The 21,283-nt window shown below is 51.9% G+C and carries 22 protein-coding genes and 1 other annotated feature; of the genes, 6 read left to right on the top strand and 16 right to left on the bottom strand.

Going from position 1 to position 21,283, the window contains the following annotated elements:
- Positions 1-10 precede the first annotated feature (10 nt).
- Both fdh3B and KU854_RS16780 read left to right on the top strand, forming a co-directional pair.
- The gene (gene fdh3B / locus KU854_RS16785; RefSeq protein WP_218359579.1) at positions 11-616 is read left to right on the top strand and encodes a formate dehydrogenase FDH3 subunit beta; all 606 of its coding nucleotides are present in this window, start codon (positions 11-13) and stop codon (positions 614-616) included.
- A gap of 63 nt (positions 617-679) precedes the next feature.
- Positions 680-1,678 (top strand): formate dehydrogenase subunit gamma, encoded by a 999-nt coding sequence (locus KU854_RS16780; protein WP_218359578.1) that lies wholly within the window; start codon positions 680-682, stop codon positions 1,676-1,678.
- A gap of 147 nt (positions 1,679-1,825) precedes the next feature.
- Here the strand turns inward: KU854_RS16780 and arsJ are convergent, their stop codons facing one another.
- From arsJ to KU854_RS16700, 16 genes are all read right to left on the bottom strand, one after another.
- Positions 1,826-3,049: an organoarsenical effux MFS transporter ArsJ gene (arsJ, locus tag KU854_RS16775; protein ID WP_218359577.1), complete on the bottom strand. Its 1,224-nt coding sequence runs from the start codon at positions 3,047-3,049 to the stop codon at positions 1,826-1,828.
- A gap of 26 nt (positions 3,050-3,075) precedes the next feature.
- Entirely contained in the window at positions 3,076-3,588 is a 513-nt protein-coding gene (locus tag KU854_RS16770) for a cyclin-dependent kinase inhibitor 3 family protein (RefSeq protein WP_218359576.1), read from the bottom strand.
- Between the two features lie 11 nt (positions 3,589-3,599).
- Positions 3,600-4,601, bottom strand: coding sequence for an ArsJ-associated glyceraldehyde-3-phosphate dehydrogenase (locus tag KU854_RS16765; RefSeq protein WP_218359575.1), 1,002 nt, complete (start codon positions 4,599-4,601; stop codon positions 3,600-3,602).
- A 12-nt stretch (positions 4,602-4,613) separates the two neighbouring features.
- A complete protein-coding gene (locus tag KU854_RS16760; RefSeq protein WP_218359574.1) occupies positions 4,614-4,955 on the bottom strand; it encodes a metalloregulator ArsR/SmtB family transcription factor in 342 nt (113 codons plus the stop codon).
- A 185-nt stretch (positions 4,956-5,140) separates the two neighbouring features.
- A complete protein-coding gene (gene pseF / locus KU854_RS16755) occupies positions 5,141-5,842 on the bottom strand; it encodes a pseudaminic acid cytidylyltransferase (protein ID WP_218359573.1) in 702 nt (233 codons plus the stop codon).
- Between the two features lie 380 nt (positions 5,843-6,222).
- On the bottom strand, positions 6,223-6,855 hold the full coding sequence (hisIE, locus tag KU854_RS16750; protein ID WP_218359572.1) for a bifunctional phosphoribosyl-AMP cyclohydrolase/phosphoribosyl-ATP diphosphatase HisIE: 633 nt from the start codon (positions 6,853-6,855) through the stop codon (positions 6,223-6,225).
- Entirely contained in the window at positions 6,852-7,625 is a 774-nt protein-coding gene (gene hisF / locus KU854_RS16745) for an imidazole glycerol phosphate synthase subunit HisF (protein ID WP_054778799.1), read from the bottom strand. The genes hisIE and hisF overlap by 4 nt, the downstream gene beginning before the upstream one ends.
- On the bottom strand, positions 7,607-8,344 hold the full coding sequence (gene hisA, locus KU854_RS16740) for a 1-(5-phosphoribosyl)-5-[(5-phosphoribosylamino)methylideneamino]imidazole-4-carboxamide isomerase (RefSeq protein ID WP_002542149.1): 738 nt from the start codon (positions 8,342-8,344) through the stop codon (positions 7,607-7,609). The genes hisF and hisA overlap by 19 nt, the downstream gene beginning before the upstream one ends.
- Before the next feature lie 6 nt (positions 8,345-8,350).
- Positions 8,351-8,953 (bottom strand): imidazole glycerol phosphate synthase subunit HisH, encoded by a 603-nt coding sequence (gene hisH, locus KU854_RS16735; RefSeq protein WP_218359571.1) that lies wholly within the window; start codon positions 8,951-8,953, stop codon positions 8,351-8,353.
- Positions 8,953-10,020, bottom strand: coding sequence for a bifunctional histidinol-phosphatase/imidazoleglycerol-phosphate dehydratase HisB (gene hisB, locus KU854_RS16730; RefSeq protein ID WP_218359570.1), 1,068 nt, complete (start codon positions 10,018-10,020; stop codon positions 8,953-8,955). Before hisB ends, hisH begins: the two co-directional genes overlap by 1 nt.
- A gap of 25 nt (positions 10,021-10,045) precedes the next feature.
- Positions 10,046-11,086, bottom strand: coding sequence for a histidinol-phosphate transaminase (hisC, locus tag KU854_RS16725; protein WP_218359609.1), 1,041 nt, complete (start codon positions 11,084-11,086; stop codon positions 10,046-10,048).
- 20 nt (positions 11,087-11,106) lie between these two features.
- Positions 11,107-12,402, bottom strand: a complete 1,296-nt coding sequence (gene hisD, locus KU854_RS16720) for a histidinol dehydrogenase (RefSeq protein WP_218359569.1) — start codon at positions 12,400-12,402, stop codon at positions 11,107-11,109.
- 3 nt (positions 12,403-12,405) lie between these two features.
- Complete coding sequence (gene hisG / locus KU854_RS16715) at positions 12,406-13,302, bottom strand: ATP phosphoribosyltransferase (RefSeq protein WP_218359568.1); 897 nt, start codon at positions 13,300-13,302, stop codon at positions 12,406-12,408.
- 67 nt (positions 13,303-13,369) lie between these two features.
- Positions 13,370-13,507: a sequence feature (His leader region), on the bottom strand.
- 328 nt (positions 13,508-13,835) lie between these two features.
- Positions 13,836-14,021, bottom strand: coding sequence for a hypothetical protein (locus KU854_RS16710; protein ID WP_054778802.1), 186 nt, complete (start codon positions 14,019-14,021; stop codon positions 13,836-13,838).
- Between the two features lie 86 nt (positions 14,022-14,107).
- Entirely contained in the window at positions 14,108-14,584 is a 477-nt protein-coding gene (locus KU854_RS16705; RefSeq protein ID WP_218359567.1) for a YchJ family metal-binding protein, read from the bottom strand.
- A gap of 120 nt (positions 14,585-14,704) precedes the next feature.
- Positions 14,705-16,117, bottom strand: a complete 1,413-nt coding sequence (locus KU854_RS16700) for a glutamine synthetase family protein (RefSeq protein ID WP_218359566.1) — start codon at positions 16,115-16,117, stop codon at positions 14,705-14,707.
- Positions 16,118-16,430: 313 nt separating this feature from the next.
- Between KU854_RS16700 and KU854_RS16695 the strand changes: the two genes are divergently transcribed.
- The 4 genes from KU854_RS16695 (at position 16,431) to KU854_RS16680 (ending at position 21,230) form a co-directional block, all read left to right on the top strand.
- The gene (locus tag KU854_RS16695; protein WP_218359565.1) at positions 16,431-17,204 is read left to right on the top strand and encodes a gamma-glutamyl-gamma-aminobutyrate hydrolase family protein; all 774 of its coding nucleotides are present in this window, start codon (positions 16,431-16,433) and stop codon (positions 17,202-17,204) included.
- Positions 17,197-18,543 (top strand): glutamine synthetase family protein, encoded by a 1,347-nt coding sequence (locus KU854_RS16690; protein ID WP_218359564.1) that lies wholly within the window; start codon positions 17,197-17,199, stop codon positions 18,541-18,543. Before KU854_RS16695 ends, KU854_RS16690 begins: the two co-directional genes overlap by 8 nt.
- A gap of 69 nt (positions 18,544-18,612) precedes the next feature.
- Positions 18,613-20,001 (top strand): aspartate aminotransferase family protein, encoded by a 1,389-nt coding sequence (locus KU854_RS16685; protein ID WP_218359563.1) that lies wholly within the window; start codon positions 18,613-18,615, stop codon positions 19,999-20,001.
- Between the two features lie 128 nt (positions 20,002-20,129).
- Positions 20,130-21,230, top strand: coding sequence for a polyamine ABC transporter substrate-binding protein (locus KU854_RS16680; protein ID WP_054778804.1), 1,101 nt, complete (start codon positions 20,130-20,132; stop codon positions 21,228-21,230).
- Positions 21,231-21,283: the final 53 nt, after the last annotated feature.

The raw sequence follows: 21,283 nt of genomic DNA, 5'->3' as shown, positions 1-21,283 counted from the left end.
GCGCATAGTTATGGCAGATATGAAATTCTTGTGTGACACCAAACGCTGCATTGAATGTAACGGCTGTGTCACGGCGTGTAGCAACGCCAACTCAGAAGTGGTGACGTGGGGAACCCAGCGCCGCCGCGTGGTAACGCTTAACGATGGTGAGCCGGGTGAAAACTCGGTATCCGTGGCTTGTATGCACTGTGCGGACGCACCGTGTATGGCGGTGTGTCCTGCAGACTGCTTCTACCGCACGGAAGAAGGTATCGTCCTGCACAACAAGGACACTTGCATCGGGTGTGGTTACTGTCTGTTCGCCTGTCCGTTTGGCGCGCCGCAGTTCCCAACCAAAGCCGCCTTCGGTGAGCGTGGCAAGATGGACAAATGCACCTTCTGTGCTGGTGGTCCACTCCCTGACAACTCACCTGAAGAGAAAGCGTTGTACGGTGCCAACCGTATTGCTGAAGGTAAGTTGCCGTTGTGTGCGGAAATGTGTTCTACCAAGGCGCTGCTGGCCGGTGATGCGGAGAAAATCTCCGCTATCTTCCGTCAGCGCGTGGTAGAGCGTGGTGCCAAAGGCGCGGGTTGGACCAATGGTGACAACCTTGCCTACGACGCAACTAAAAGCTGATTAGCGTGGAGTGTCGCTGAAGCTGGGGCAAAGCCCCCGGCTCCAGCGGCGATAGGAGGAGATATGTTAAGAACATTGCTCGCCATGCTAGTGGTATTGTTCATGTCGGCGTTTCCGGTTGCGCATGCGCAGACAGATCAGAGTGCCAACCAGCAGCAGGAGAAGTTGATGCTGGGAGGTCCTGAGTTCTGGACGGAAGTGCGTGATGGCGATTCAGGCTTTACTGTTGCAAGCGGTAATGAGGCTGGTCAGCTTATCAATGTGAACGGCCAACGTTGGCGGGAAATCCGCAACCAGTGGGTTAGTCCGCTGGGGTTAACTTTCCTCGGTGTGTCAGCTGCTAGCCTGTTGTTGTTCTACCTGTGGGCTGGGCGCATTGAATTGGTGAACAAACGGACAGGAAAGAAGGTCAAGCGCTGGACGCCTTTTGAGCGCGCCATGCATTGGTTTACGGCCATCACTTTCCTGATCCTGGGTTTCACCGGCATCGTGCTTTTGTATGGCCGCCACTTTATCAAGCCTGTGGCACCGGATGCGCTTTGGGGCAGCATTATTTATGCGTCCAAAGTGTCCCACAATTATCTGGGGCCGCTGTTTGTGCTGGGTCTGCTGTGTATGTTGGTGAAGTGGATGAAAAACAATTTCATCAACAAAGTCGACATCGAATGGTTTAAGCAAGGTGGTGGAATTCTGCCTAATGGCAAACACCCGGATGCGGGCTTTTGCAATGGCGGTGAGAAAATCTGGTTTTGGCTGCTGGCGACAGTTGGCGTCGTAGTGTGTATTACGGGTCTGGTCATGGACTTCCCGATCTTCGACCAAACCCGTCAGGACATGCAGATCGCCAACGTCATCCATGGCATCGCATCATTGGGTCTTTTGGCTGCCGCATTTGGTCATATCTATATTGGTACGGCAGGCACGGAAGGCGCTTTCGAAGGCATGGCGACAGGCTATGTTGACGAAGCTTGGGCTAAGCAGCACCACAAACTGTGGCTGGATGAAGTGCAGAATGGGCAACAAGATGCGACCGAGGCAACCAAAAAGCAGCAGCACACTTGAGCGTAAGCTAATGTACAAACCCGCCTGATGGCGGGTTTTTTTGTCGTTGCGCAGCATTTACGCAAACGTTTTCTTTTTGCTCTTTGCTCTTTGCTCTTTGCTCTTTTCTTTTTGCTGTTTCATTATTTTGGGGGCTTAAAAGCACCGTTATCCGCGAAGCGGTTCAGCCTGGTTGTTCGGAAGGCCAAACGAGATCAGCGTGGTCACAGCCAGGAACAGGAAGGAAACCCACAAACAAGCGGCGAATCCCCACACCTGGAAAACCCAGCCTGACAACATGGTGCCGATCAGGCGTCCCATGGCATTGGCCATGTAGTAGAAACCCACATCCAAAGAAACCCCATCCCCTTTGGCATAGCTGACAATAAGGTATGAGTGCAGCGAGGAGTTCACCGCAAACACGGCACCAAACAGCATCAAACCGGCAATAATGACAATCTCAGGGTGCCACTGCTGTTGCACACTGAACGCTATCAAACCGGTGACCACAGCCAAAATCAGAGCCCAAATAATGGCAGATTTCCCCTGCGGCGGCTGACCTGACGCTTTGCCAGTGATTCGTGGCGCAATGCCCTGAATGATGCCATAACCAATCACCCAGATAGCGAGAAATGCACCCACTGCAGAGTGATCCCAGCCAAAGGTGGCGCCGAGATAAATCGGCAGAGCCACCACAAACCAGACGTCGCGCGCGCCAAAAAGGAACATGCGGGCGGCAGAAAGGATGTTAACGCTGCGGGATTTAGAGAAAATCTCTGAAAACTTAGGCTTGGTTTTCGCTTTCCCCATATCGGATTTGAGGAACAGCAAGCTGCCGATAAAGACGAACAGCAATACGCCCGCCATGGCCGCCACTGCGTATTGGAACCCAATCAGTGACAGGAGTGCGCCGCCAAGGAAAAAGCCCGCCCCTTTCAGTGCATTCTTTGACCCGGTCAGGATGGCAATCCATTTGTAGAGCGCCCCTTGGGCATTTTCTGGCACCAGGGTTTTGATTGCACTTTTGGCGCTCATCTTATTCAAGTCTTTCGCGATACCTGAGAGTGCTTGCGCGCCCATAACCCAGGGAATACTGAGCCAGGAAGCCGGAACGGCGAGCATCAAAAGGGCAATGATCTGCATGCCAAGGCCAATATTCATGGTGCGATTGAGCCCGAGCCTTGCGCCTAACCAGCCACCAATGAGGTTGGTGCCAACGCCAAAAAATTCATAGAAAAGAAAAAGGGAGGCGATTTCCAGGCCGGTGTAGCCAAGGTCATAGAAATAGAGCACCACCAACATGCGCAGTGCGCCATCGGTGACGGTGAAGTTCCAGTAGTTAAACGTCACCAGCATGTACTGGCGCACGTTGGCGTTTAGTTGAGACAGCATAAAAACCTGCTTAAAAAGCGCTGCAATTACAGCGCTTTGAGATAGTACTGATTCGCAAACTGGTTGATGTAATCGATTTGGGGTGCTTTGGTGAACGCGCCCGGTCTGAGTGCTTGTACGCTTGGAACGATGTCCGACAGCGACCAGCCTTTTTCCAGCAAAATGTGGGCGGCCAGCAAACCAGTGCGGCCAGAACCTCCCATGCAGTGCAGTGCGACTTTTCCACCGTTATCCAAAGCTTGATGGATAGAAGGGGAGATATCTTTCCACTGGGAATGAAAGGCTTCATCCGGTGCGCAATCATCCTCAATCGGTGTGTTAAACCAAGTCAGGCCAGCATTTTCAGCTTCTTCTGGAAGCGAGCTTACTCCCGCCTCGTCCAACTCATGTTGACTTAACGCTGTAACGAGAACGGCAACGCCCTGCGCTTTAAGTTGCTCGATGCTATCAGTGAGAGGTGTACCTTTTGTTCCCGGGCAAGGTGTTAAAACCAGACCTGAAGTGCCCTCCAGCTCCAGCTCCCATGTTGGATGTGTCATTGCGTATATCCTTATGCCATACCGACTTTGCGTACCAGCTCAGCCGTGCGTGTCGCGTAACCCATTTCGTTGTCATACCAGGCGTAGACTTTCACCATGCGCTTTCCGACAACCATGGTAGAGAGGGCGTCGACGATGGTTGAACGTTGGTCGCCTTTGTAATCGATAGACACCAGTGGGCGCTCTTCAAAGCCAAGAATGCCTTTCAGTTCGCCTTCCGAGGCTTCTTTCAGCAAGGCATTGACCTCTTCCGCGGTGGTATCGCGTTTCACATCGAAAATGATGTCAGTCAGCGAGGCGTTCGCCAGTGGTACGCGCACGGCATGGCCGTTTATCTTGCCTTCCAGCTCAGGGAAGATCTCAACGATCGCTTGCGCTGAACCAGTCGTTGTAGGGATCAAACTCATGCCACAGGCACGGGCACGGCGAAGATCTTTATGTGGGGCATCCAGAATGGTCTGGGTGTTGGTCAGATCGTGGATGGTGGTAAATGCAGATTGTTCGATCCCCAGTTTCTCGTGGATCACTTTTACCACTGGCGCAATGCAGTTGGTGGTACAGGAAGCGGCGGTAACAATGCGGTGTGTGTCTGCATCGAAGATATGGTCATTCACGCCGACAACGATGTTTGCGATGCCATCCTCCTTAACCGGGGCTGAAACAACAACGCGCTTTACACCTTGCTCAATGTACTGGTTAAGGAATTCGCCTTTGCGGTGAACACCGGTGGCCTCGATCACCACGTCACAGCCTGACCAATCCACATGAGCAATGGCTTTTTGCTGTGTAGTCTGGATAGTTTTGCCATTGATGATCATGGTGTCGCCATCTGTTGTGACTTCGTGGTGCCAGCGACCTTGTACCGAATCAAACTCCAGAAGGTGAGCCAGTGTGGCTGTATCACCGGCTACATCATTGATTTGAACAAACTCCAGTTCTGGCCAGTCAAACGCTGCGCGCAGTGCCAGACGGCCGATACGGCCAAAGCCGTTAATTCCAACTTTAATCGTCATATTCTGTAATCCTTAAACACAACAGGTCGGGCGAGATTTCATGTCAGACAGACGCTGAATATCTTGCTGGTATTCTTCTTTGAGGCAGTTTGAATCCACCAGCCCCTGAATTTGCTTTCGCATCCAGCCGGGAAGCTTGTCAGACAGGCGGTAAAACACCCATTGCCCTTGGCGGGTATCGACTATCACACCGCTGGCGCGTAGCAAGGCCAGATGGCGTGAAACTTTAGGCTGACTTTCATTAAGCGCTTCGGTCAACTCAGCCACGCACACTTTTTGCTCACGGGCGATAACCAGTAAACAACGCACACGGGTTTCATCAGCAAGCAGCTTGAAAAACTGGTGAGGCAACATATTTAAATCCTCATATATGGATATGCATATGTTATGGGTTATTGGTTTTTCGTCAACAGCAAATGGGTGATGTCATGAAAGCTTCATGTTAGTTGGGCGGCGATGGCCTCAGGTGAATAGCAGATGCTTGGAGACGCAAACCTGAACGGGTGAAAGCTATTCAAACGCTGAAAAGTTTATCGTAGTTATAACTCTCCGCGTTGAGAAAGAATTTGATAGAGCATTTCAGCGCGGATCCAGTCGTCAGGTTCGTCGATATCTTGAACACGAAAATGGGGGATCTGAACCACTTTTGAATGAGGTGCAAAAATGGGTAGTCCGGCAATGAAAGCGTCAGGGCGTCCCCAATAGAACATGCCTGCATCGTGGTATGCCAACTCTAAGTCTTGAGAGCGGCTAGAAAAATGCTCTGGCCAGAACATCTCAACGCTATCTTCACTATTAATACGAATGCAACGTTGGATTGGGTAGGAAAAACGAGTGGCTGCAAATGTGTATTTTGTATTGTCGCCATCAAGCAAAGATAGACCGTCTTCTAGATCTTTAGCTCGTGTAAAAGGAACGGTAGCATATAAGCAGCACACGGCATCTATTGGATTGTCATCATTGTCAACCAGCCACTCGATGGCATGTTTCAATACATCGAGGGTCGTAGCGTAATCATCAGATATCGCATCGGGTCGCATGAAAGGAACTTCAGCACCAAGCTCTCTCGATACGGTGGCAATTTCTTGGCAATCAGTAGAAACGATAATGCGATCAAAAAGTGACGATTGTTTGGCCACTTCAATAGCGTAAGCAATGATGGGGCGTCCAATAAACATTTTCAGGTTTTTTCCCGGAATTCGTTTACTGCCGCCTCGTGCAGGAATAATACAAACTTTCATCTTTGCCCCTTGAGCAATATTCGGCGTGTTCCAACCCAAAGTGATATATCAATGTTCACGAATCAATGCTCCTAGTTAGCCTGTGGAGGCAGAGTGTTGCCTCTTCTCTATCAATATCGAACTCATTGCTTTGGCGTGGCGCTGATAAACTCCAATCGTGAAACGCAGCCGCTAGGCGTTGCGAGCACTTTTCCGAGTATTCACCGCTTCAAAATAGAGTCAGAATATTGTCGGGGGCGGAATTTTGTCTTTAGGTTCAAGGTACAGCAAAAATAATGCCGATTTTGCAAGGTAGTGATATTTAATGGGTTAGAAGTGAGCGAGCATCTATGAAAAAGGCAACCGGTGAGGTTGCCTAGGGTGTGTTCTGACTAGTTATGCTACTTGTGACGTTCCTTCAGCTTATTCGCTACATCTTCGAGCGAAAAGCCTTGGTCTTGCAACAACACCAGCAAGTGGTACATCAGATCGGCGGACTCATTGATCAGCTCCTCCTTATCGCCCGACGTCGCTGCAAGCGCGACTTCGACGCCTTCTTCGCCCACTTTCTGCGAAATGCGCTTGGTGCCCTTGGCATACAAGGACGCCGTATAAGACGTTGAAGGATCGGATCCTCGACGGGAAGCCAACACCTGCTCCAATTGATGAAGAAACACCAGTGAAGGCTTGTTTGCGTCGTCATCGCCCCAGCAGGTTTCGGTGCCGAGGTGGCAGGTTGGGCCGATCGGGTCGGCTTGCACCAGCAGGGTGTCTTTGTCGCAATCCACCGCGATGTGCTTGAGACGCAGCACGTTACCGGAGGTTTCGCCTTTGGTCCAAAGACGCTCCTTGGTGCGAGAGAAGAAAGTCACTTGCTCGGTATCGAGCGTTTTTGCCAGCGCGTCCTGGTTCATGTAACCCATCATCAGAACCTGTCCACTCTGTGAGTTTTGGACAATGGCAGGTACCAAGCCGTCGACTTTTTCCCAGTCGATGCTTTCAGCGAGCGCCGCGTTTGATAGTGTCTGGCTCATAAGCGGATCTCCACGTCTTGTTGTTTTAAGTATTGTTTCAGTTCACCAATGTTGATGATCTGCTTGTGGAATACAGACGCTGCCAGTGCACCGTCAACATTCGCTTTATTGAACGCATCAGCAAAGTGGAACATTTCACCTGCGCCGCCTGAGGCAATCAAAGGAACATGGCATACTTCGCGAACCATGTTGAGCTGCTCAAGGTCGTAGCCGTTGCGCACGCCATCCTGGTTCATCATGTTCAGCACGATTTCACCAGCACCACGTTTTTGGACTTCCTGCACCCAGTCGCGGGTTTCCCATTGGGTCGCTTTGGTGCGGGCTTCGTCACCCGTGAACTGATAAACCTGATACTTGCCTGTGTCTTTGTCGTAGTAGGAGTCGATACCGACCACGATACACTGCACACCAAATTTCTCGGCAAGCTCAGTGATGAGTTCTGGGTTAGCCAGCGCCGGGGAGTTGATGGAGATTTTGTCCGCGCCGAATTCCAGAATGCGTTTAGCGTCCTCTGCGGTTTTAATGCCGCCAGCCACGCAGAATGGAATGTCGATGACTTCCGCCACACGCGCGACCCAGCTTTTATCCACCACACGGCCATCACTGGATGCAGTGATATCGTAAAACACCAGTTCGTCTGCGCCTTCAGCTGCGTAACGTGCCGCCAGCGGGACGATATCGCCGATGATTTCGTGGTTACGGAACTGAACACCTTTCACCACCTGACCATCGCGAACATCAAGACATGGGATTATCCTTCTTGCCAGCATGCGAATGCCTCCTCTGCAGTGAACTTGCCGTCCAGCAAGGCTCGGCCGACGATAACGCCTGCGACGCCTGTGCCTTTCAGTGCTTCGATGTCAGCCAGTGAGCCGATACCGCCGGAAGACTGGAACTGAACCTGTGGGTAGGCGGCACACAGATCTTTGTAAAGATCGACATTAGAGCCTGCCAAGGTGCCATCGCGAGAGATATCAGTGCACAGCACGTGCTTGAGGCCAACCGTCAGAAAGTCGTCCAGCAGCGCTTCGATGGTAACGCCTGAATCTTCCTGCCAGCCGGAAACCGCAACCATGCGGTTGCCGTTGTCATCAATGTTGATGTCGAGCGCCAGCACGATTTGCTCGGCGCCGTATTTTTCCATCCAGCCTTTAACCAGTTCAGGTTGCTTCACAGCAGTAGAGCCGATGACAACACGTTTTGCGCCGGCACGTAGCAGCTCTACCACGTCGCTTTCTTTGCGCACACCACCGCCAATCTGGATGTTGGCTGGGGTGCTGGCAATCAGTTTTTCAATCAATGGCAGCTGGCGGGCAGAGGTGTCTTTAGCTCCAGTTAGGTCTACCAAGTGCAGCCAGTTCGCGCCTGCGTTGTGGTAAATCGCGAACTGCTCACTTGGGTCGACTTTATATTCGGTAACTTGTCCGTAGTCACCCTGATAGAGACGGACGACCTGCCCGTCGATTAAATCCAATGCGGGAATGATCATCCTTAATTACATCTCCAAAAAGTTCTTAATCAGTTGTGCGCCAGCTTTGCTTGAGCGCTCAGGGTGGAATTGCACACCGTAATAGTTGCCACTTTGTAAGGCGGCAGTAAACGGCTTGCCGTAGTCGCACTCACCAATGGTGTAATCGCCGACTGGCATGGCGTAGCTGTGAACAAAGTAGAAATAGCTGTTTTCCGGAATGTCTTTAAACAGCGGGTGATTGTTCACTGGGGTGACAGTGTTCCAGCCCATGTGAGGAAGCGGCAACTCGCCGGTTTCCATCAAGCTAGTGTCGGCATCAACATGGCCTAGGCAGCTCACCTGCTCTTTGCCTTCCTGTGAGGATTTACCCAGAAGCTGCATGCCAAGGCATATGCCAAGAAGCGGCTGCTTCACTTCGCGTACCAGCGAAATCAGGTCGCGCTCTTGTAGGTTTTTCATTGCCTCGGACGCCGTACCTACACCAGGCAGAAAGAGTTTGTCTGCTGCCAACACCACATCTGGGTCGCGGCTGATCGTGACATCGTAACCGAGGCGCTCAATCGCAAAACGCACAGAGCTGACGTTTGCACAACCCGTGTCGATGATGACAATCTTTGCATCGCTCATTACAGCACCCCTTTGCTGCTTGGCAGCTCGTTACCCTCGACGCGGATCGCCTGACGCAGTGTGCGGCCGTAGGCTTTGAACAGGCTTTCCACGATGTGGTGTGTGTTGTCGCCGTCTGATGACAGGTGCAGGGTACACGCCATGGTGTCAGTCAGTGAGCGGAAGAAGTGCTCAACCATTTCGGTTGAAAGGTCGCCGACTTTGTCCTGCGAGAAGGTCGCTTCAAATTTCAGGTAAGGGCGGCCAGACAAATCCAGAGCACATTGCGCTAAACACTCATCCATTGGCAGACTGAAACCGAAACGGCCAATACCGCGTTTGTCACCCAGCGCTTCTTTCAACGCCTGACCCAGCGCTAGCGCCGTGTCTTCGACGGTGTGGTGATCGTCGATATGCAGATCGCCTTCTACCGCCACTTCCATACGGAAGCCGCCATGGGTCGCGATTTGATCCAGCATGTGGTCAAAGAAACCAAGGCCCGTATTGATCTTGTTGCCGCCAGTTTCGTCAAGGTTCACCGTGATACGGATGTCCGTTTCTTTGGTGGTCCGTACGACGGATGCTATACGTGGATTGGTGGTCAAATCCTTCAGGATTTGCTGCCAGCCCATGGTTTCCGGATTGTATTGAATACCGCGGATTGCCATGTTCTCTGCCAGTTGCAGGTCAGTCTGGCGATCGCCAATCACTGCCGATGTTTTGAAGTCCACACGGCCCTGCTGGAGGTAATCTTTTACCAAACCGAGTTTTGGCTTGCGGCAGCTGCAGCCTTCGTGGTCGAAGTGCGGGCAAATCAATACATCAGCAAACTTCACGCCCTGAGATTCGAAAATCTCCATCATCATGTTGTGTGGGGCGTCGAAATCTTCCTGTGGATAGCTGTCTGTGCCCAGACCATCCTGGTTGGTGACCATCACCAGCTTGTAGCCAGCGTCTTGGAGTGCCAGCAGGGCAGGGATGACGAAAGGCTCTAACTTGAGTTTGTCGAGGCGGTCGACCTGAAAATCCACAGGCGGCTCGACAATCAAGGTGCCGTCACGGTCGATAAAGAGGATTTTTTCTTTCACTACAAATTCCTTTTTGTGGCGCGCTTTATGCCAGCTGCTGGCGGATAAAGGTCAGGGTCTTTTCACATTCTTCACGGTTGCCTACGCTGATGCGGATGCACCCTTCAATCGGTGAGCGGCGCAAGATGATGCCGTGATCCCACAGCGCGTTAAATAGCAAATCGGCATCAGGGAATTTCACCAGAAGGTAGTTGCCGTAGCCGTCGAACACTTCCACATCTGGCAGCATTGACAGACCGGCCTGCAGATAGGCACGGTTGGCATTGAGATCCAGTACCTGATATTTCATGCGGGCAAGACCGGCCTCGTTCAGCGCCTGCAGGGCAATTTCGGTGACCGGTACCGGTACTGGGTATGGTGCAATCACTTTGGTCATCAACTGGATGATTTGTGGGTTTGCCAGCGTGAAACCGCAGCGCAAACCGGCCAGCGCGAAAGCTTTGGACAGGGTGCGCAGGATCGCAAGGTTTGGATAGCGCACCAGCAGATCGACCGTTGACGCTTCTGGGCAGAAGTCGATGTAGGCTTCGTCCATCACCACCAGCGCGCGGCCGGCAGTCATTTCCAACAGGGCTTCGATATCATTGCGGTTCACCAGATTACCGGTCGGGTTGTTAGGGCTGCAAACAAACACCAGCTTGACGGTATCAAGGCTCTTTTCAATTTCCGGTAGATTCAGTTGCCACTCGTCGGTCAATGGGACGACTTTACGTTCCACACCCGCTGTTTCCGCACTGATGGCGTACATGCCGTAGGTCGGTGGGCAATACAGAATGCTGTCTTCACCCGCTTCACAGAAGGTGCGAACCAGCAGTTCGATGCTTTCGTCTGCACCGCGGGAGGTGAGTACCTGCTCTGGGCGAACGCCTGCGTAGTCAGCATAAGCGCGGATCAACGCTTCCGGTTGGCAGGTGCTGTAGCGGTTAAGTCCCGCACCATTGATGGTGTATTCGTTGTTAAACGGGGATTCATTGGCATTCAGCCAGACATCACCGCTGCCACCTAAGCGGCGGGCTGACATATACGGTGTCAGCGCTTGAACATCCTTACGGGCTAATTTTTCAATATCCATTTGGGCACCTGCAATTATGAATTCTTATTAAGTTTTTCTACGCGAATGGTGACTGCATTGCGGTGCGCGTCTAATCCTTCTGCGTTAGCCATGGCAACGACGGTTGGTGCCAGCGCTTGCAGACCAGATGCAGACAGTTCTTGTACTGTCATGCGTTTGCTGAAATCAGCAAGGCCGAGGCTCGAATAGGTTCGCGTATAGCCGTAAGTTGGCAGTACGTGGTTGGTGCCAGAGGCATAGTCGCCCACTGACTCCGGTGACCAAGCGCCAAGGAAAATCGAGCCAGCATTGTCTAAAAGCGGCAGCAGCTCACGTGGATTCTTGGTTTGGACAATCAGGTGCTCTGGGCCGTAGCAATTTGAAATCGACACACACTGAGTCAGGCTGTCCGCAATGATGATGATGCTTGAGCCCAATGCTTTACTGGCGATATCAGCGCGGGTCAGCACTTTCAGTTGCTTTTGTACCGCATCAGCCACTTTTTCTGCCAGCTCGGGCGATGGGGTAACCAGAACCACCTGTGAATCTGGACCGTGTTCTGCCTGGCTCAGCAAGTCGGCGGCAACGAAATCTGCATCGGCGTGTTCATCAGCAATCACCAGTACTTCAGACGGACCCGCAGGCATATCAATCGCCGCGCCGTTGTGGTCATTGCTCACCTGACGTTTGGCTTCGGTCACGAATGCGTTGCCTGGGCCAAAGATCTTGTCCACCTTACTTACGGTTTCGGTGCCGTAAGCCATAGCTGCTACCGCCTGAGCGCCGCCTAGGTTATACACTTCATCGATGCCGCAAAGCTTGGCGACATAGAGAATTTCATCGGCGATGGGTGGCGGTGAGCAAAGCACGACTTTACGGCAACCTGCGATTTGCGATGGCACACCCAGCATCAACACAGTTGATGGCAATGGCGCACTGCCGCCGGGAATGTAAAGACCGACGCGGTTGATAGGGCGGGTGACCAGTTCACAAACCACACCTGGCATCGTTTCAACGGTCAAGGGCTGAGCCTTCTGCGCTTTGTGGAAGCAGGCAATGTTGTCGTAGGCCTGTTTGAGTGCCGTTTTGATTTCGTCGCCCAAACGGCTGTCTGCAGCGTCAATCTCATCTTGTGACACGCGGATATTTTCCGGTACCACTTTATCGAACTTTTCAGTGAGCGCTTTAAGAGCGGCATCACCACCAGTGCGGACTTCGCGGATAACACCTTCTACCGCTTCTGTGATAGACGCACTTTCAGAGATTGCGGGGCGCTCCAGCGCGTTTTCACGCTGGGTATCGCTGAGAGATTTCCAAACCACGGTTTTCATGGCTTACTCCATCATCTTTTCAATTGGCAGCACCAGAATGGAACTGGCACCCAGTGCTTTCAGTTTTTCCATGGTTTCCCAGAACAGGTTCTCTGTACTCACAAGGTGAACAGCCACGCGCTGTTTGTCGTGTGCCAGCGGCAGGATGGTTGGGTCTTCTGCACCCGGCAGCAGTTCCACCACTTGCTCCAGCGTTTCGCTTGGCGCGTGCAACATGATGTACTTGGATTCTTTCGCCTGAATCACGCCATTCATGCGGGTCAGCAGGCGGTCGATCAGCTCAGCTTTGTCAGGCGCAAACTCACCGGTGCGCTGAATCAGCACTGCTTTAGAGCGGAAAATCACCTCGGCTTCTTTCAGGCCATTGGCTTCGAGGGTCGCGCCGGTAGACACCAAATCACAGATTGCATCTGCAAGGCCCGCGCGTGGTGCCACTTCAACGGAGCCGTTGAGCATACAGGTGCTGAATTTCACGTCTTGTTTGTCGAGGTAAGCCTTGAGGATGTTCGGGTAAGTCGTCGCGATGCGCTTGCCCGCCAGATCTTGTGGGCCGTTGTAAGTTTTGTCTTTGTCGATAGCGACAGAAAGGCGGCAACCACCGAAGTCAAGGCGGCGCAGTTTTACATACTCATTAGGCTCGCCCAGCGCAACACGCTCCAGACGGACTTCTTCCAGTTCGTTTTCGCCAATCACACCCAGATCGACGACACCGTCCATGATAAGACCCGGGATGTCATCATCGCGCACCAACAGCAGGTCAATCGGCATGTTTTCGGCGTGGACGACCAGACGGTCACCGGAGAAGTTGATTTTGACGCCACAGCGCTTGAGCAGTTCCTGACACTCTTTCGCCAGGCGGCCTTTTTTCTGGATGGCAAGTCGTAGACGTTCTGTTTGCATGATCTTTTTCCTGTATCGTTAGCGCTGGAGATTTTCCTGTCCCTCAGTGCAATTTTTGAATCCTAAAAGTAAAAAACCCCCGGAAGGTGCTCTTCCGGGGGTCTGAATTTTGTGTTCGCTATGATGACCGTTGGAAGAACTTATCCTCGTCTTCCAGTCGAAACCACATCTCCCGAAAGACTACTCAGGATGGTGATGATGGTGAATGGTCATTAGCGATTTTTGCATATTTCTTTCTCTATTTATTGCAACGGGTAATCGTTTGCTTGGATTCCACACTAACAAACTCTTTAAATTTTGCAACAAGTAATTTGCCTGTTTAGCGAATTCGTTCGCAATGCCTGAATGAAGATAAATGGACAAAAACCAGTCACAGAGCAAGAGATTGAACATTAACCATGTATAAGTGTGGGATGAAGGCAGGGGTGACATGCTCAGGATGAAACTTAAGCAACAGTTTTGTTTCGTCTGCGTGGCAATGGCTTGGGGGTTGGACGCTCTTTGGGGTGGAAATTGTGGGCAGTAGTGGGTGGTTAGACGTAAATATCCAGCAAACCGTCATTTTTCTTTTTGTTCTCTGTGGGTGGTGCTTCCTGCTCTTCTTCGTTGCGCTCTTCTTCCTCAGCACGTTTTTGTTGCTGCTGTTTCGCCTTATCCTGTTTCAGGACATTACCCACCTTTTGGGGCGAGTAGTCAGAAATTTTGGGGAACCAATCCATCGTGTTGTCCTCATGGTTGCTTCCCCTATTTATCGGCATCCCACTAAAAAGCTTGATGCTTTTTTAATCGCAGGATTGAGTGCCGTTTAGCCACAGCACTTTTTGTGCTTTTTGCCGCTGCCGCATGGGCAAGGATCGTTACGACCTACTTTCGCTGCCTTTGGGTATTCACCGTCAACGTAATACCACAGGGTCTGGCCGTCTTTTTCTTCAGTCAGAAAACGTGATTTTTCATGCAGGCAGTATTGTTTTCCGTCTTCATTGTAGTGGGCTTTAAATTCGACAAAACCTTGCTTCCCGCCGTCGTCCACAGAGCTGGAAAGGACTTCCAGCATCAGCCAATCGCTGTTAACGGATTGGGCAATCGCGTCGCGGTGTTGCTCCGCGCCACAAGAGACGTGATAGGTATCCACCACAAAGTCTACCAGCCCTTTTACGTGCGCAGCGTAGCGGGCGCGCATCAGTTTTTCTGGATGGTCTGCATTGGCGTGGTTTTGGTGCACAGGCTCACAGCATTCGTTATAGGGTTTTTGGCTGCCGCAAGGGCAAAGCGTCGAAGTCATGGGAATAAACCGCAGTAGTCAATATCGGCGGTATTTTCTCGGCGGGCAGGAGGGGAGTCAAGGTGAAGAAAAAACAAAGGCTGCATGAACCGCAGCCTTTATTCCTGAAACGGCATTCAATCAGAAAGCGTGGAGATACCAGTCGTATTCCAGATCGGTAATGTGGCGTTCAAATTGCTCCAGCTCTTTTTGTTTGCAGGTGACGAAGACATCGACAAAATCTGTCCCTAGATAATGACGCATCACCTCCGAGCTATCCAGCTCCCGCAGGGCATCACGTAGGTTAGTGGGGAGCGTTAGCTCGTCTTCTTTGTCGTAAGCGCTGCCGACCGTCGGGGCTGGTGGCTCAATCTTGTTTTCAATCCCGTACAGGATAGAGGCGAGCAGTGCGCTCATCATTAGGTACGGGTTGGCATCTGTGCCTGCAATACGGTGCTCAATGCGGGTAGCTTCCGGGGTATCGATAGGAATACGCAGTGCTGTCGTGCGGTTCTCAATCCCCCAGCTTGGCGAGCAAGGCACATAAAAGTCCGGGCCGAAGCGACGGTACGAATTGATGTTCGGACAAAGGATCGCCATGTATTCGGGCAACAGCTTCAACATACCGCCGAGTGCATAGCGAATGGTGTTGGTAAGTTCACCTTCCACTTCAGGTTGGAAAATGTTCCTTCCGTCTTCATCAATCAGACTGATATGCAAGTGCATGCCATTGCCCGCCTGATCTGCGTAAGGCTTGGCCATAAAGGTGGAGTCCAACTGGTGGACATGCGCCGTTTGTTTGATAACCCGTTTAAGCAACATGGCGTGATCACAGGAAGCTTGTGGATCGCCGACATGGTTGAGGTTAATTTCAAACTGTCCGGGGGCGGATTCCGCCACAATGGCGTCTGCCGGAAGCCCCTGTGCTCGGGCACCATCAATGATGTCGGTAAGAAGGTCGGCATAGTGGTCTAAATCATCCAGCGAATAGACCTGGGTTGTCGCAGGGCGCTTGCCCGTGACGGGCGATACCGGTGGCATAGGTACTTTGCCGGGGGCTCTGCCGTCAACGAGGTAAAACTCAATCTCGAATGCAGATACGGCTGTCAGCCCCTTTTCCTTGAGCTTACGCACAATGCGGTTGAGCACCATACGTGGATCGGCAAAGAAGGGAGTGGTTTCGTCTTCGTACATCTGCAGCAGAACCTGAGCGATAGGGCGCTGTTGCCAAGGCTGCATAGACAGTGTGCCGCCTACCGGATAACAAAATGCGTCAGACTCACCAATTTCAATGCCGAGGCCGGTTTCTTCTACAGAGGTACCGGTGATATCCATGCCGAAGATAGACAGCGGCATACCGATACCATGGTCGTACGCAGCGGCCAGTTTGTTTTTCTCAATGCGTTTTCCACGAACGATACCGTTCATATCAATGATCAAAAGATCGACGTACTCAATGCCAGGATGTTTTGACAGAAATTCAAGCGCTTCCGACGCGCTCGGCAACTGCGAGTCCTCCTGGGTAAACATTTCCCTGTCTGTTTGATATCGCATGCAACACCTTCCTGAGTGTAAATTATATCAATCACCTTCCGGTATACTGCTGAGTGAATAGTAAAGCCTTGATAAAGTCAACTGCGTCGCAGGTCACAATCCCCGTCTTTTGGCCTCAAATCAATACGATAAGCGTGGAGAAATCAGGGGATTAGCAATGTTAAGAAAATGATAAATAAATCTATCTATTTTGTTGTGCGTGTCACTTGCGTAATTTATTTTTAACGTGTAGCGTTTTAAAAAATGAACGCAAAGTAGTGCGATCCGTCGAAAAAAGGGTGGAACGCAAAAGCGGATAAAAACCGAGGGTGATATGACAGAAGCAACAATCCCACTGATAGGTGTGACCGGCTGTACGTCGCAGCTTGGGCTTCATCCTTTCCACATCTGCGGCGACAAATACGTGCGCAGCATTGTGGACGGGGTCGGAGGCTGTCCGGTGATTGTTCCTGCATTAGGTGATGCTCTGCCTTTGAAGCGTTTACTTTCATCGTTGGATGGCATTCTATTCACCGGTTCCCCATCCAATATCGAACCCCATCATTATCAGGGCGCACCAAGCGACCCGGATACCCACCACGACCCTGCCCGTGATGCCACCACGTTGCCATTGATGACACTGGCGCTTGAACTTGGCATTCCTGTGCTGGCAATTTGCCGCGGTTTTCAGGAAATGAATGTGGTGATGGGGGGAACGCTACACCAGAAACTGCACGAAGTCGGTGGCTATATCGAACACCGGGAAGACAAAACGGCCACCGTTGGTATCCAATACGGTATTTCCCACACCATCAATATCGAACCCGGGGGGCTGCTCTGCGAGGCTTGGGGCCGCACCTCTGCTGACGTTAACTCTGTCCATACCCAGGGCATCGACAGATTAGGCAAAGGATTGCGGCCGGAAGCGTACGCGCCCGACGGACTGATAGAGGCCTTCTCTGTTATTGATGCGAAAAATTTCGCGATGGGAGTTCAGTGGCATCCTGAGTGGGAAGTCACAAAAAATCCCTTTTATTCCGCTATCTTCGAAGTATTTGGGGAAGCATGCCGGATAAAGGCGAAACTGCGTGGGAATAGTTATGGATAAGCTAAAGAAGTGGTTAAAGGAAAACGAAATTACAGAAGTGGAATGTGTGGTGAGCGATCTCTCCGGCATTGCACGGGGGAAAATTGCACCGGTCGATAAGTTCCTGAATGAAGGGGAGATGCGGTTGCCGGAAAGCGTTCTGTTGCAAACCGTGACGGGCGATTATGTCGATGACGATATCTACTACGCCCTGTTGGATGAAGCGGATATTGACTTCATCTGTAAACCGGATGAAGACGCTGTCTACCTGCTGCCATGGACAATTGAAAAAACCGCCCAGATTATTCACGACACCTTCGACAAAATGGGCAATCCGATTGAGCTGACACCGCGAAATGTGCTGAAGCGCGTGCTCAAACTCTATGATGATCGCGGCTGGAAACCAGTGGTGGCGCCGGAAATGGAGTTTTATCTGACCGCCCGCTGTGAAGATCCGGACTTGCCGCTTGAGCCGCCGGTTGGACGCTCTGGTCGTGTGGAAACCGGCCGTCAGTCATTTTCGATCGATGCCGCAAACGAATTCGACCCTTTGTTCGAAGACATGTATGAGTGGTGTGAAACCCAAGGACTGGCGATTGATACTCTGATCCACGAAGAGGGCGTTGCCCAGATGGAAATCAACTTCCGTCATGGTGACCCGCTGATCCTCGCCGATCAGGTGTTTCTGTTTAAACGCACCTTACGTGAAGCAGCCCTGAAGCATCAGGTTGTCGCCACTTTTATGTCAAAGCCCATCACTGATGAGCCAGGCAGTGCCATGCACCTGCACCAGAGCATCGTCGACACCAAAACTGGCAAGAACGTCTTTACCAATGAAGACGGGACAAGCTCTTCACTTTTCTATGGACACATTGCTGGTCTGCAGCAGTTTATTCCTGAAATGCTGCCGCTGTTTGCGCCGAACGTGAACTCATTCCGCCGCTTCCTGCCGGATACCTCCGCGCCGGTCAATGTGGAATGGGGTGAGGAAAACCGCACCTGTGGCCTTCGGGTACCCAGTTGTTCACCACAGGCTCGCCGGGTCGAAAACCGTCTGCCAGGCGCCGATGCCAACTGCTACCTCGCCATTGCCGCCAGCCTGCTGTGTGGCTACATCGGCATGATCCGCGAGTTGAAACCAACGCCACCTGCCCAGGGGCGTGGCTATGAAATTCGCAGCCCAACCCTGCCTTACACCCTGGAATACGCCCTTGAACGTATGGAGAACTGCGACGAAGTGGCGGAGTACCTTGGAGAGTCCTTTGCGCGCGGATTTATTGCCGTTAAACGCAAAGAGCAGGAAAACTTCAAGCGCGTGATCAGCTCTTGGGAACGCGAGTTCCTGTTGCTGACGGTGTAACGAATCCTTTCTTTTTCCTTGCCCGCGTAAGGCGGGCAACAACCCGAATACATGGATGTGGAGGCAGACATGACCCACGTTGATCAGTACACGGATACACAAACACTTCAGGCGCTTGATAACGCGCATTACCTTCACCCTTTCAGTGACCACAAAGCCTTGCGGGAAAAAGGCGCGCGCATGATTGTGCGTGCACAGGGGGTATATATCTGGGACAGCGACGGTAACCGTATCTTGGATGGCATGGCGGGCCTGTGGTGTACCAACATTGGCTATGGTGAAAAGCGCCTAGCGGACGCTGCCCACCGCCAGATGATAGAACTGCCTTACTACAATAGCTTCTTCCAGTGTGCCCACCCACCTGTGGTGGAACTGGCAAAAGAAATCGCAGATCTTGCGCCTGAGCATATGAACCAGGTGTTCTTTACCGGTTCGGGCTCTGAGTCCAACGATACGGTGCTGCGCATGGTTCGCCATTACTGGACGCTCAAAGGCCAGCCTGAAAAATTCACCATCATTGGCCGTCATAACGGGTATCACGGTTCCACAGTCGCAGGTGCCAGCCTTGGCGGCATGAAAGCCATGCACAAACAGGGTGGCTTGCCGATCCCCGGCATTCACCACATAGCGCAGCCTTACTGGTTTGGTGAAGGTGGTGACCTGACGCCGGAAGAATTTGGTATTCAGGCAGCACAAGAGCTGGAAAAAGCGATTCTGGAAATCGGTGAAGACAAGGTCGCGGCATTTATCGCTGAGCCTATTCAGGGCGCGGGTGGGGTGGTAATCCCACCGTCAACCTACTGGCCGGAAATCAACCGCATCCTGGCGAAATACGACATCCTGATGGTGGCCGATGAAGTAATTTGCGGGTTTGGACGCACTGGCGAGTGGTTTGGCTCGCAGACGTTCGGCATCAAGCCGGATTTTATGCCCATCGCCAAAGGCATGACGTCGGGTTATATCCCGATGGGCGGGGTGATCGTCAGTGACCGTGTCGCCGATCTCTTTGAAGAGAAAGGCGGTGATTTCAACCACGGTTACACTTATTCCGGACACCCGGTATCCGCGGCAGTGGCGCTGGAAAACCTGCGGGTAATGAAAGAAAAGAACCTGGTTGAATATGTCAAAAATGACATTGGCCCTTACCTTCAGGCCCAGTGGCAAACGCTGGCAGATCATCCGTTGGTAGGCGAAGCGAGAGGCGTAGGCTTGGTGGCCGCTATCGAGCTGGCAAAAGATAAAGAAACCCGTAGCCGTTTTGATGAATCAGTCGGTGTCGGCACGGTTTGCCGTGACATCAGCGTCGAGAATGGTCTGGTAATGCGTGCGTGTGGCGACACCATGATCATCAGCCCGCCATTGGTGATCACTCACGCTGAAGTGGACGAACTTATCCATAAAGCGAGGCTGACACTGGATTTAACCTTGCAGCACCTGAAAGACCAAGGTGTGGTTTAGTACTGAACAAGATTTCGTAATCTGCTGGCACTGTGTGCGAGCAAACCATCAAGGCCAGATGACGGTCATCTGGCCTGGACATTGGAATGTAGTACCGCTCAGAAGGGACTGAGCCAAAAGGAGAAAACATGAAGATGGTTATCCGTAAAAAAGTGACCGCCATTGTGATGGCGGGGCTGATGGTTTCCACCGGGCTACACGCTGAAGAAATTCTGCGCATCTACAACTGGAGTGATTACATCGCGGAAGACACGATTGAAAACTTCGAGAAAGAAACCGGTATCAAAGTGACGTACGACGTTTACGACAGTAACGATGTGCTGGAAGCGAAACTCCTCTCAGGAAACTCAGGTTACGATCTGGTTGTTCCTTCAAACAATTTCCTCGCCAAGCAGATCAAAGCCGGTGCGTTCCAGCCGCTGGATAAAAGTTTGCTGACCAACATGGGCAACCTTGATCCGAAACTGATGAAGCGACTGGAAATGGCAGATCCGGGTAACCAGTATGCTATCCCGTATATGTGGGGTACCAACGGCATTGGCTATAACGTGGAAAAAGTGAACGCCATCCTTGGGGATGACATGCCAGAGAACAAGCTCGATTTGCTGATGGATCCCAAGTATGTCTCCAGACTGCAGGAGTGCGGAGTCGCCATGCTGGATTCTGCGGATGAAGTGCTGCCACAGGTGCTGCAATACCTGGGTCTTAACCCCAATTCCACCGACAAAAAAGACTACGAAAAAGCGGCAGAAGCATTGGCGAAAATCCGCCCTTATATTACCTACTTCCATTCATCGCGCTATATCACTGACTTAGCCAACGGCGATATTTGTCTGGCCTTTGGCTTCTCAGGTGATGTGTTCCAGGCGGCTTATCGTGCAGAAGAAGCCGACAATGGGCAGGTGATTGACTACGCGATCCCTAGCGAAGGTGCCAACATCTGGTTCGATATGATGGCGATTCCGGCTGATGCGAAAAATGCCAAAAACGCACACATCTTTATGAACTATATCCTGCGTCCTGAAGTGGTTGCGCCAATCACAGACTACGTGGCCTACGCAAACCCCAATCCTGCTTCCAATGCACTGATTGATCAGGAAGTGCTGAACAATCCTGCCATTTATCCGACACCGGAAGTGATGGACAAACTGTTTGTGTCCGAAGTGATGCCGCTGAAAATCAGCCGGGTGAAAAACCGTCTTTGGACACGGATGAAAACCGGCCAGTAACACCAGAATCGGGAGCTGATTAATCAGCTCCCATTTTGAATGTTCTATGTCTG

The sequence above is a fragment of the Enterovibrio paralichthyis genome (genome assembly GCF_019209835.1).
In the GTDB taxonomy this organism is placed as follows: Bacteria; Pseudomonadota; Gammaproteobacteria; order Enterobacterales; family Vibrionaceae; genus Enterovibrio; species Enterovibrio paralichthyis.
The sequence above is the reverse complement of the archived record's forward strand: the minus strand, read 5'-3'. Positions and strand labels throughout refer to the sequence as shown.

Bases quoted from the DNA above. Each gene is read 5' to 3' on its own strand.
- KU854_RS16710 (WP_054778802.1), bottom strand. From the start codon at position 14,021: ATGGATTGGTTCCCCAAAATTTCTGACTACTCGCCCCAAAAGGTGGGT.
- KU854_RS16685 (WP_218359563.1), top strand. From the start codon at position 18,613: ATGACCCACGTTGATCAGTACACGGATACACAAACACTTCAGGCGCTT.
- pseF (WP_218359573.1), bottom strand. From the start codon at position 5,842: ATGAAAGTTTGTATTATTCCTGCACGAGGCGGCAGTAAACGAATTCCG.
- KU854_RS16765 (WP_218359575.1), bottom strand. From the start codon at position 4,601: ATGACGATTAAAGTTGGAATTAACGGCTTTGGCCGTATCGGCCGTCTG.
- KU854_RS16695 (WP_218359565.1), top strand. From the start codon at position 16,431: ATGACAGAAGCAACAATCCCACTGATAGGTGTGACCGGCTGTACGTCG.
- KU854_RS16700 (WP_218359566.1), bottom strand. From the start codon at position 16,117: ATGCGATATCAAACAGACAGGGAAATGTTTACCCAGGAGGACTCGCAG.
- hisG (WP_218359568.1), bottom strand. From the start codon at position 13,302: ATGCAAACAGAACGTCTACGACTTGCCATCCAGAAAAAAGGCCGCCTG.
- KU854_RS16705 (WP_218359567.1), bottom strand. From the start codon at position 14,584: ATGACTTCGACGCTTTGCCCTTGCGGCAGCCAAAAACCCTATAACGAA.
- hisF (WP_054778799.1), bottom strand. From the start codon at position 7,625: ATGCTGGCAAGAAGGATAATCCCATGTCTTGATGTTCGCGATGGTCAG.
- fdh3B (WP_218359579.1), top strand. From the start codon at position 11: ATGGCAGATATGAAATTCTTGTGTGACACCAAACGCTGCATTGAATGT.
- KU854_RS16680 (WP_054778804.1), top strand. From the start codon at position 20,130: ATGAAGATGGTTATCCGTAAAAAAGTGACCGCCATTGTGATGGCGGGG.
- KU854_RS16770 (WP_218359576.1), bottom strand. From the start codon at position 3,588: ATGACACATCCAACATGGGAGCTGGAGCTGGAGGGCACTTCAGGTCTG.
- arsJ (WP_218359577.1), bottom strand. From the start codon at position 3,049: ATGCTGTCTCAACTAAACGCCAACGTGCGCCAGTACATGCTGGTGACG.
- KU854_RS16760 (WP_218359574.1), bottom strand. From the start codon at position 4,955: ATGTTGCCTCACCAGTTTTTCAAGCTGCTTGCTGATGAAACCCGTGTG.
- hisD (WP_218359569.1), bottom strand. From the start codon at position 12,402: ATGAAAACCGTGGTTTGGAAATCTCTCAGCGATACCCAGCGTGAAAAC.
- hisIE (WP_218359572.1), bottom strand. From the start codon at position 6,855: ATGAGCCAGACACTATCAAACGCGGCGCTCGCTGAAAGCATCGACTGG.
- hisA (WP_002542149.1), bottom strand. From the start codon at position 8,344: ATGATCATTCCCGCATTGGATTTAATCGACGGGCAGGTCGTCCGTCTC.
- KU854_RS16780 (WP_218359578.1), top strand. From the start codon at position 680: ATGTTAAGAACATTGCTCGCCATGCTAGTGGTATTGTTCATGTCGGCG.
- hisH (WP_218359571.1), bottom strand. From the start codon at position 8,953: ATGAGCGATGCAAAGATTGTCATCATCGACACGGGTTGTGCAAACGTC.
- KU854_RS16690 (WP_218359564.1), top strand. From the start codon at position 17,197: ATGGATAAGCTAAAGAAGTGGTTAAAGGAAAACGAAATTACAGAAGTG.